Raw genomic sequence first — 9,985 nt, forward strand, 5'->3', positions numbered from 1 at the left:
ACCAGCTTGCTCCCTTTGTGGCGGGTTTACCAGTAACGGGCCATGCATGGCGGGGCTGATAAGAACCGCTTGCGAAGCCGGTCACGGTAATGACAGGGAAAATCACCTCTACTTCGTCATATGAAGCCACATGGAGAGGTGAGGATGTCGCTGTTTGATGAGATGCGGGTACAGGATTTGTGTGCACGGTTGCTCGATAGCCAGAACGGAAAGGGCTGCTCTCTTGAGAGTCGGCATGGCCGCGAGTTGAAGGATCTGTTGCAGGCAGTGGCCGGGATCAAGCCGGTTGGCCGAGGTGCTCATTATGTGTTGACCGAGGCGGGGTGGACTTATCTGACCGGACAACTGGCTCGGGCTGCTCCCCCCGAATCGGACAAGGGGGAGCAGCTGCAACGAATGGGAGTGAGTTTGCCTGCACGGCTCAATCAGGCCTGCTTTTATGCCCTCTGGCATGGGGACAGCAAGCATCCGCGGTCAGCATCCCTTGCCGCGCCACTGCTTGCGGAATTGTCGCTCACGCAGGATGAGGTGATCCGCATCCGTACCCTCGAACCGCTCTCACTGGTCGATCGGCAGGGTCAGCAGCACGATATGACGGCAATGATGGCGCTGCTGGGGGAGTTGGCGTTGCCGGAGCGGACTCTGGGCACGCTGGCGGCCATCGGCTGGCAAGGGGAGCGGGTCATTACGGTGGAGAACAAGGGGGCCTTCGTCGACTACCCGCTGCAACCCGGGCAACTGCTGCTCTTTGCCCCCGGTCGCAATACCACCCTGGCCAAGCAGCTGATCCCGCTGCTGCCTGCGGGCGTGCAGTGGGCCCATTTCGGTGATCTCGATCAACGGGGTATCGATATTGCCATCGAGCTGGCGCGCGAGCTAAATCGACCGGCCATGCTCTGGTTTCCCTGTGAGCTGCAACCTTATCTGGATCACTACGCCCGTCCGGTACGCACCTTTGCGACGGACAGTGGCAAGGTGCCCTGGCGTGTGACGACGCAGGCTGATCAGGTTGATGGTCATGGCACGCCGGTAGGCGTTCCCTGGCTTGAGAAACTGATCACAGACGGGACTTGGCTGGAGCAGGAGGTATTGATTCTGGCCCCTCAGTGGCGGAGCTGGTCATTGGAAGAGATGGGCAATCAGGTGTGAAACGGGGAGCCCGCGCTCCCCGTCATTTTGTGGTCCGCTGTTTACTTGGCGTTGATAGGCCCCTTGGTGCCGGCATCATTATCGACCCAGCCATCTTCACCCTTGATGCGGCGATCCCCCTGAATGGTGTAGATGACCATGCCATCCTTGAACACCAGCGCGCCATCGGATTTCTTGGCATTGACCTTCTTGTCGTTGACCCACACCTGATCCTTGCCATCGATACGGATATTGGCCACGGTGGCGCCGGTTTGGGGGAAGGTGGCGATCCAGTTGCCCGTATAGGGGCTGGCGCTGGTTGCCGCGGCAGGAGCATTGCCAAAACCGGCAGCTGCGTTCTCAGCCTTGGTCTTGTTGATATCGCAGCCATTGAGCTCGCTCACCTGAGTGCAGCCCGAGCGCTCCAGCTTCTGCTCATAGCTCAGATTCAGACCGCCCTCCGCTGCAGGGGCGGCCGTGCCAAATCCCGCCTTGGCATTTTCCGCTTTGGTTTTGTGAATGTCACAGCCCTGCGCCTCGGTAACCTGGGTACAACCGGATCGCTCCAGCTGCTCGGCATATTTGGCGCTGATGGCGTGGGCAGGGGCGATCCCGAGCAGGGTCAGGGTGATGAGCAGAGCAGCATTCCTGGACATAGATAATCCCTCAAAGATGTAAGTCATGCAGGTTCATCCGCGCAGTTGCGGCAGTGAACGTCGGCCTATCCTGAGTATCCGATACAGATGCGCAGCTGGCGTATTCACGTTAGCACCTTGGGCCAACCGCGCCCAGCGATGTGGCTGGAAGAAAAGGTGAGAGGCGATACGGGCGGGGAGTGCAAGGGATGCGAGATGGCCGTGACATTTCTGCAGAAGATGTGGTAACAAAAGAGCAAGGTGCTGCGGGCATTATCATAATGATAACGACAGCCCCGCTGATATCATTTCAGCCCTTGAAACAGACCTTTGATGATAATTCTCACCGATGCCGAGATATCGCCTCTGATTATTATCACCTTGCTATTTTATGGCTTGGCTGATCCGCTCACCTTTTTATTGAATAAACCGCTTAAATAGCCGCTGATTTTGTGGGTGGCATCACACACTTTCGCCATTTATTAATATCTGCCTGCATTTTATTGGCTTGGCACGGTTATTGATTGCCTCATATCGACGCTAACCGACGCGCTCACCCACAACCGGGATGCTGGTGACATCGTGAGTGAAAGGGGAGCTATCCATATCTCATCCAATGATTGGGGCGAACGATGAAAGCAGTTAACGAATTAATCAAAGAGATCAGAGCACTCAAATCCAACCTGCATGAAAAAGATTTTCTGCTGACCTGGGAGCAAACGCCTCAGGAGCTGGAGCTGGTATTGAAACTGGCCGAATCCCTCAAGACCCTGCGCGCCGAAAATATCTGCACCAAACTGTTTAACAGCGGGCTCGGTATCTCGGTTTTCCGCGATAACTCCACCCGAACCCGCTTCTCTTACGCCTCTGCGCTGAACCTGCTCGGTCTGGCCCAGCAGGATCTGGACGAGGGCAAATCCCAGATCGCCCACGGCGAAACCGTCCGTGAAACCGCCAACATGATCTCCTTCTGCGCCGATGCAATCGGTATTCGTGACGACATGTATCTGGGGGCCGGTAACGCCTATATGCGCGAAGTGGGTGCGGCACTGGATGAAGGGTTCGAGAAGGGGGTGCTGCCCCAGCGTCCGGCGCTGGTCAACCTGCAGTGCGACATTGATCACCCGACCCAGTCGATGGCTGATCTGGCCTGGTTGCAGGAGCACTTCGGCAGCCTGGAGAGCCTCAAGGGCAAGAAGATTGCGATGACCTGGGCTTACTCCCCGAGCTACGGCAAGCCGCTCTCCGTGCCGCAGGGCATCATCGGTCTGATGACCCGTTTCGGTATGGACGTGACCCTGGCCCATCCGGAGGGGTATGACTTGATCCCGGACGTGATCGAAGTGGCCAAGGAGAATGCCAAGGCCTCCGGCGGCAGCTTCCGTCAGGTCACCTCCATGGAAGAGGCGTTCAAGGATGCGGATATCGTCTATCCCAAGTCCTGGGCCCCCTACAAGGTGATGGAGCAGCGCACCGAGTTACTGCGTGCCAATGACCACGCCGGCCTCAAGGAGCTGGAGAAACATTGCCTTGAGCAGAACGCCAAGCACAAGGATTGGCACTGCACCGAGGAGATGATGAAGCTCACCAAGGGGGGCGAAGCGCTCTATATGCATTGCCTGCCCGCCGATATTTCCGGCGTCTCCTGCAAAGAGGGCGAAGTAACCGAAGGGGTATTCGAGAAATACCGTATCGCCACCTACAAAGAGGCGAGCTGGAAGCCCTATATTATCGCCGCCATGATCATGGCCCGTAAATTCTCCGCCCCGGCAGAAACCCTGGAAAATCTGATTAAAGAGGCACAAAAACGGGTGAAATAAATAACGGCAGGGCAGGGTGAATATTCATCCTGCCCACGCTGTTGAACGCATTATTTCGAGTTTTCTCCCCGTGGCATCTGAATAACGGATCTCCCGGCGAGGCAGCTCTTTGTCAGGTAACGCCTAGTGAGGTAAGCATGTCCCAATTTTCGCTGAAGATGGATATTGCCGATAACCGCTTTTTTACCGCCGAGCCATCTCCGCTGTTTTCTCGCGCCGAAGCACAAAAGGCTCGCGCTTTTCATAAAAAACTGGCCGGTTATGAACCGACACCCCTGTGCGACCTCAAAGATCTGGCCGCCTATATCGGGGTGAAAAATATATTGGTCAAGGATGAGTCAAAGCGTTTTGGCCTCAACGCCTTCAAGATGCTGGGTGGCGTTTATGCCATCGCCAACCTGCTCTGTGAAAAGTACGGGGTGGCCATCGAGGATTTCTCCTTCGATCTCATCAAACGCACCATCAAGGAGCCGATGACCTTCGCCACCACCACAGATGGCAACCACGGTCGCGGCGTCGCCTGGGCCGCCAAGCAGGTGGGTCAGCATGCGGTGGTCTACATGCCCAAGGGCTCCGCCCAGGAGCGGGTTGACCACATTCTCAATCTCGGTGCCGAGTGCATCGTCACCGATATGAACTATGACGACACCGTGCGCCTGACCATGAAGATGGCCGAAGAGCGCGGCTGGCACATAGTGCAAGACACCGCTTGGGAGGGTTACACCAAGATCCCGACCTGGATCATGCAGGGTTACTCCACCCTGGCCGACGAAGCGGTCGAGCAGATGCAGGATATGGGCATCAAGCAGCCGACCCACGTGCTGCTGCAGGCCGGGGTAGGGGCGCTGGCGGGCGGCGTGCTCGGTTATCTGGTGGACTGCTTCGGGGCGAAAAACCTGCACAGCATCGTGGTCGAGCCGGATCAGGCCGATTGTATCTACCGCTCCGGCGTGGCGGGGGAGATGGTCAACGTGGGGGGAGATATGCGCACCATCATGGCCGGTCTTGCCTGCGGCGAGCCCAATCCGCTTGGCTGGCCGCTGCTCAAGAGTTGTACCACCCAGTTCATCTCCTGTCACGACAAGGTGTCGGCACTGGGTATGCGGGTGCTGGGCAACCCCCTTGGCAATGACCCCCGAATCATCTCCGGTGAGTCCGGCTCGGTCGGTACCGGCGTGCTGGCGGCAGTGCGTCACCACCCGGATCGCGCGGCGCTGATGGAACGTCTGGGGCTAGATAGCAACTCGGTGGTACTCATCATCAACACCGAAGGGGACACCGATGTGACCCACTACCGGGAAGTGGTGTGGGAAGGCAAACATCCTGCCTGCGATTAACCCCGGCTGTGAGTAATCCCTGCGAGAGCAGAGAGACGAATTGAAGAACTGATCGCGCCTCGCCAACGGGGGGCGGTAATGGGCACAGGGCGCTGCCGACGAACAGGCCGCGCACTCTCAGTTGTTATGGAGAATCACAATGAGCAAGCAAATTCCGTTTGAAATGGTGTTGGAGAAGGCCTACCAGTACAAGGCCGAGATGAGTCAGTTCCTGCGCGACATGATCGCCATCCCGAGCGAGAGCTGCGATGAAGAGCGCGTCGTGCTGCGCATCAAACAGGAGATGGAGAAGGTTGGTTTTGACAAGGTCGAGATCGACCCCATGGGTAACGTGCTGGGCTATATCGGCCACGGCCCGCACCTGATCGCCATGGATGCCCACATCGATACCGTGGGGGTCGGCAACCGCGCCAACTGGACCTTCGACCCCTATGAGGGGATGGAAGATCACGAGATCATCGGTGGCCGCGGTGCATCCGATCAGGAAGGGGGCATGGCCTCCATGGTCTATGCGGGCAAGATCATCAAGGATCTGGGGCTGGAAGATCAGTACACCCTGCTGGTGACCGGTACCGTGCAGGAGGAGGACTGCGACGGTCTCTGCTGGCAGTACATCATCGAGCAGAGCAAGATCCGCCCCGAGTTCGTGGTCAGTACCGAGCCGACCGACTGCCAGATCTACCGTGGCCAACGCGGCCGCATGGAGATCCGTGTGGAAGTGCAGGGGGTGAGCTGCCACGGCTCCGCGCCGGAGCGCGGTGACAACGCCATCTTCAAGATGGGCCCGATCCTCGGCGAATTGCAGGAGCTCAGCCACAACCTCGGTCATGACGACTTCCTCGGTAAGGGCACCCTGACCGTCTCCGAGATCTTCTTCACCTCTCCGAGCCGCTGCGCCGTGGCGGACAGCTGCGCCGTCTCCATCGACCGTCGTCTCACCTGGGGCGAGACCTGGCAAGGTGCGCTGGATGAGATCCGTGCCCTGCCTGCGGTGCAAGCCGCCGGTGCCGAGGTCTCCATGTATCAGTACGACCGTCCGGCCTACACCGGTCTGGTCTACCCGACCGAGTGCTACTTCCCGACCTGGAAGGTGGAAGAGGATCACATCACCGTCAAAACCCTCTCCAAGGCTTATCGCGAGTTGTTCAACAAGGAGCCGGTGGTGGACAAGTGGACCTTCTCGACCAACGGGGTCTCCATCATGGGTCGCCACGGTATTCCGGTCATCGGTTTTGGCCCGGGTAAAGAGCCGGAGGCCCACGCACCGAACGAGAAGACCTGGAAAGAGCATCTGGTCAAGTGCGCCGCCATGTACGCCGTGATCCCCATGCTCTATCTGGCCGAGCTGGACAAGTAAGGGGACTGCCGGGTGGTGACTGCCATCGCCGCCCAGCTGTCGCAAGTGTGGCAAGTGCCCCGTCTGTGTTGAGGCGGGGTTTTGCTGTTTGAAGTGATGTTCGAGGTGGTGGGGATGAAACGGCTGATCAAAAACGGTGTGTTGGTCGATGCGCAGGGTGAATATCGTCAGGATCTGCTGATCGAAAACGGGGTGATCCGTGCCCGTGCCGCCGATATCCAGCCCGATAGCGAAACCGGGGTGATCGATGCCAGCGGCTGCTATGTAATGCCCGGTGGCATCGATGTCCACACCCACTTCAACATCGATGTCGGGATTGCCCGCAGTTGCGATGACTTTTTCAGCGGTACCCGTGCCGCAGCCTGTGGTGGCACCACCACCATCGTCGATCACATGGGATTTGGCCCGGCGGGATGCAACCTGCATCACCAGCTGGCCCGTTATCACGACTACGCCGCCGGTCAGGCGGTGATCGACTACAGCTTTCATGGCGTGATCCAGCATGTGGATGACGCCATCCTTAATGAGATGGCCGCCATGGTGCAGGAGGAGGGGATCAGCAGCTTCAAGCTCTATCTCACCTACCAGTACAAGCTGGGGGATCACGACGTGCTGCGCGCCCTGGCCCGCCTCAAAGAGGTGGGGGCGCTCGCCACCGTCCATCCAGAGAACGATGCCGCCATCGCGGCGCGGCGGGCGGCCCTGCTGGCCGCCGGTCACCATGAACCCTGGTATCACCCGCAGAGCCGTCCGCTGGAGTGCGAGGCGGAGGCGATCGCCCGGATGATCAATCTGGCGGGGCTGGCGGGCAATGCGCCGCTCTATATCGTCCACCTTTCAAATGGACTGGGGCTGGAGTATCTGAAGCTGGCGCGCCGTCAGGGTCAGCCGGTCTGGGTGGAGACCTGCCCGCAATATCTGCTTTTGGATGATTCCTGCTACTACCGGGAGAACGGAGTCGACTATCTGCTCAGCCCGCCGCTGCGCTCACGCCGCGAGCAGGACAAGCTGTGGGTTGGCATTGCTGCTGGTGACATCGACACTGTGGCGACCGATCACTGCAACTTCTCCCACGCCCAGCGCATGACCCTCTCGGGCGGCGATTTCAGCCGCTGCCCCAACGGCTTGCCGGGTGTCGAGAACCGGATGCTGCTGCTGTTTGCCCACGGGGTATTGGGCGGGCGCATCTCGCCGTCCCGCTTCGTGGCCCTCACCAGCGCCAACCCGGCGCGCCTGTTTGGCCTCTGGCCGCGCAAGGGCAACTTGCAAGCGGGGTCTGATGCCGATCTGGTGTTGATGGATCCCCGTGGTGACACCCTGATTTCCCATCAACAGTTGCACGACAACGGCGACTACAGCCCCTACGAGGGGATGCATTGCCCCGGCCGGATCAGAATGACCCTGAGCCGCGGCGAGATAGTCGCTCGCGACGGCGAGTTTCTGGGGCGGCGTGGTCACGGCCGTTTTCTGGCCAGAGCGCCCTTTGATCCGGCCTTGGCGCCGGAGCTGCACTCGCCTTGCCCCACAGTGGCCGGCTGACAATCAGTTCGAAACACGCAGAGCAGCAAGGTTATGTGAACAACGAAAGGTGGGCCGGTATTGCGCCGGCTTGTCCCATCACTGGAGATAACAAGATGAAACAGAGAATCGTACTGGCCCTTGGTGGCAATGCGCTGGGCAACAACCTGCCCGAGCAGATGAAGGCGGTGCAGAGCACGGCGGGCACCATTGCCGACCTGATCGCTCAGGGGCATGAAGTGGTGGTGACCCACGGCAACGGCCCGCAGGTGGGGATGATCCAGCAGGCGTTCGAGGTGGCGGCCCGCCACGACCCCAAGGCGCCCCATCTGCCCATGTCGGTCTGCGTGGCCCTGAGTCAGGGTTATATCGGTTATGACCTGCAAAACGCCCTGCGCGAGGCCTTGCTGGCGCGTGGTATTCACAAGCCGGTTGCCACTTTGGTGACCCAGGTGGAGGTGGATAAAAACGATCCCGCCTTCCTCGACCCGAGCAAACCCATTGGCGGTTTCTTCAGCAAGGAGGAGGCCGAAGCATTGATGGCCAAGGGCGAGCGGCTCAAAGAGGATGCCGGCCGTGGCTATCGCCGGGTGGTCGCATCCCCCAAACCCGTCGATATCATCGAGAAAGAGACCGTCTCAGCCATGCTGGCCGCCGGTCAGGTGGTGATCACCGTCGGTGGCGGTGGCATTCCGGTGCTGCGCGAGGGCAATCACCTGCGCGGTGCCAGTGCGGTGATCGACAAGGATTGGGCCAGTGCCAAACTGGCGGAACTGATTGACGCCGACATGCTGATCATCCTTACCGCGGTAGAGAAGGTCGCCATCAACTTCGGCAAGCCCGATGTGCAGTGGCTCGATCAGCTAAGCGTGGCCGATGCCAACAGCTTTATTGCACAGGGGCAGTTTGCCAAGGGATCCATGCTGCCCAAGGTGGAGGCGGCGCTCTCGTTCGCCACATCCATGCCGGGGCGAAAATCCCTGATCACCTTGCTGGAGAAGGCCGCCGACGGCATTGCTGGCAAGACGGGAACCCTTATCAGCCGCTAGGCGTCCCAGCTCGGGTTGAGTGTGATTGCGGGGGCCGTCGGCCCCCTTGTTCATTTTGGGGCAGTCATGGTCAGCGGAGGATGAGCGGCGTAAGATGGCCGCCTTCAAGCGCGGGCAAGACGCCGAGAGCAGACCCGGCGCAATGAGTGACAAGAGGTGAGTAACAAGCAAATGAGCGGAAAGATCAATATGGCGGCGTTGGTGGGATTGATCCTGCTCACCGCCATCTGGAGTTACAGCTGGATCGTGATGAAGCAGGTGATGCTCTACGCGGGAGCCTTCGAGTTCACCGCCCTGCGCTGCATGTGCGGATCTCTGGTCTTGTTGTTGGTATTGGCCATGCGCGGTCGCCGTTATCTCAAGCCCACCCCGTTTCGCTATACCCTCGCCATCGCCCTGTTCCAGACCTGCGGCATGGTGGGGTTGGCCCAGTGGGCGCTGATCAGCGGCGGGGCGGGCAAGGTGGCCATTCTGAGCTACACCATGCCGTTCTGGGTGGTGATCTTCGCGGCGCTCTTTCTCGGCGAGCGGATGCGCAAACTCCACTATCTGGCGGTCGGGGTGGCCGCCTGCGGCCTGCTGCTGGTGATCGAGCCCTGGCAGTTGCATCTCGATTCCATGAAGAGTGCGCTGCTGGGGATTGCGTCCGGCATCTGCTGGGGGATCAGCGCCATCATCGCCAAGCGGATGTATGCCCGCCACCCCGGGGTGGATCTGATGTCCCTCACCACCTGGCAGATGATCTACGCCACCGTGGTGATGGCCGTGGTGGCGGCGCTGGTGCCGGAGCGCCCCATCGACTGGCAGCCCTACGTGATGGGGGCGCTGGCCTATAGCGCCATCTTCGCCACCGCCATCGCCTGGAGTCTCTGGCTGTTTGTGCTGAAAAAACTGCCAGCGGGGATTGCCTGCCTCAGCACACTGGCGGTGCCGGTGAGCGGCGTGCTGCTCTCCTGGTGGCTGCTGGGCGAAAATCCGGGGCCGGTGGAGGGGAGCGGCATCGCCCTTATCGTGCTGGCGCTGTTGGTGATTAGCCGCAAGGGCAAACGCTCCGTGGTGTCGGTGGCGGGGGAGACTCGCATCAAGCACGGCTGAGTCGATTGTCGGCAACGAAATAAAAAGGGCCCGCCATCATGGCGGG

At 59.8% G+C, this 9,985-nt stretch carries 9 protein-coding genes; 8 read left to right on the forward strand and 1 reads right to left on the reverse strand.

All coding sequences use genetic code 11. The features are described from left to right. The first annotated feature begins 144 nt into the window (after positions 1 to 144). A complete protein-coding gene (locus tag AACR14_RS08690) occupies positions 145 to 1,149 on the forward strand; it encodes a Wadjet anti-phage system protein JetD domain-containing protein (protein ID WP_019445866.1) in 1,005 nt (334 codons plus the stop codon). A gap of 41 nt (positions 1,150 to 1,190) precedes the next feature. On the opposite strand, the gene AACR14_RS08695 is transcribed toward AACR14_RS08690, so the two are convergent. Continuing rightward, the gene (locus AACR14_RS08695; RefSeq protein WP_019445867.1) at positions 1,191 to 1,784 is read right to left on the reverse strand and encodes a hypothetical protein; all 594 of its coding nucleotides are present in this window, start codon (positions 1,782 to 1,784) and stop codon (positions 1,191 to 1,193) included. A gap of 188 nt (positions 1,785 to 1,972) precedes the next feature. Here AACR14_RS08695 and AACR14_RS08700 point away from each other — a divergent pair, with 188 nt between their 5' ends. The 7 genes from AACR14_RS08700 (at position 1,973) to AACR14_RS08730 (ending at position 9,939) form a co-directional block, all read left to right on the forward strand. After that, positions 1,973 to 2,167, forward strand: coding sequence for a hypothetical protein (locus AACR14_RS08700; RefSeq protein ID WP_156808800.1), 195 nt, complete (start codon positions 1,973 to 1,975; stop codon positions 2,165 to 2,167). A gap of 228 nt (positions 2,168 to 2,395) precedes the next feature. Further along, positions 2,396 to 3,583 (forward strand): knotted carbamoyltransferase YgeW, encoded by a 1,188-nt coding sequence (ygeW, locus tag AACR14_RS08705; protein ID WP_019445868.1) that lies wholly within the window; start codon positions 2,396 to 2,398, stop codon positions 3,581 to 3,583. A 137-nt stretch (positions 3,584 to 3,720) separates the two neighbouring features. Further along, positions 3,721 to 4,920, forward strand: coding sequence for a diaminopropionate ammonia-lyase (gene dpaL / locus AACR14_RS08710; RefSeq protein WP_019445869.1), 1,200 nt, complete (start codon positions 3,721 to 3,723; stop codon positions 4,918 to 4,920). Between the two features lie 139 nt (positions 4,921 to 5,059). After that, the gene (locus AACR14_RS08715) at positions 5,060 to 6,277 is read left to right on the forward strand and encodes a YgeY family selenium metabolism-linked hydrolase (protein WP_005336806.1); all 1,218 of its coding nucleotides are present in this window, start codon (positions 5,060 to 5,062) and stop codon (positions 6,275 to 6,277) included. A gap of 114 nt (positions 6,278 to 6,391) precedes the next feature. Then, complete coding sequence (gene hydA / locus AACR14_RS08720; RefSeq protein ID WP_026034990.1) at positions 6,392 to 7,816, forward strand: dihydropyrimidinase; 1,425 nt, start codon at positions 6,392 to 6,394, stop codon at positions 7,814 to 7,816. A 95-nt stretch (positions 7,817 to 7,911) separates the two neighbouring features. Then, entirely contained in the window at positions 7,912 to 8,844 is a 933-nt protein-coding gene (gene arcC, locus AACR14_RS08725; RefSeq protein WP_019445871.1) for a carbamate kinase, read from the forward strand. A gap of 171 nt (positions 8,845 to 9,015) precedes the next feature. Next, a complete protein-coding gene (locus AACR14_RS08730; RefSeq protein ID WP_019445872.1) occupies positions 9,016 to 9,939 on the forward strand; it encodes a DMT family transporter in 924 nt (307 codons plus the stop codon). Positions 9,940 to 9,985: the final 46 nt, after the last annotated feature.

It is taken from the genome of Aeromonas sp. 159, from assembly GCF_963862045.1.
GTDB classification, from domain to species: domain Bacteria; phylum Pseudomonadota; class Gammaproteobacteria; order Enterobacterales; family Aeromonadaceae; genus Aeromonas; species Aeromonas veronii.

Bases quoted from the DNA above. Each gene is read 5' to 3' on its own strand.
- AACR14_RS08690 (WP_019445866.1), top strand. From the start codon at position 145: ATGTCGCTGTTTGATGAGATGCGGGTACAGGATTTGTGTGCACGGTTG.
- AACR14_RS08695 (WP_019445867.1), bottom strand. From the start codon at position 1,784: ATGTCCAGGAATGCTGCTCTGCTCATCACCCTGACCCTGCTCGGGATC.
- AACR14_RS08700 (WP_156808800.1), top strand. From the start codon at position 1,973: ATGCGAGATGGCCGTGACATTTCTGCAGAAGATGTGGTAACAAAAGAG.
- ygeW (WP_019445868.1), top strand. From the start codon at position 2,396: ATGAAAGCAGTTAACGAATTAATCAAAGAGATCAGAGCACTCAAATCC.
- dpaL (WP_019445869.1), top strand. From the start codon at position 3,721: ATGTCCCAATTTTCGCTGAAGATGGATATTGCCGATAACCGCTTTTTT.
- AACR14_RS08715 (WP_005336806.1), top strand. From the start codon at position 5,060: ATGAGCAAGCAAATTCCGTTTGAAATGGTGTTGGAGAAGGCCTACCAG.
- hydA (WP_026034990.1), top strand. From the start codon at position 6,392: ATGAAACGGCTGATCAAAAACGGTGTGTTGGTCGATGCGCAGGGTGAA.
- arcC (WP_019445871.1), top strand. From the start codon at position 7,912: ATGAAACAGAGAATCGTACTGGCCCTTGGTGGCAATGCGCTGGGCAAC.
- AACR14_RS08730 (WP_019445872.1), top strand. From the start codon at position 9,016: ATGAGCGGAAAGATCAATATGGCGGCGTTGGTGGGATTGATCCTGCTC.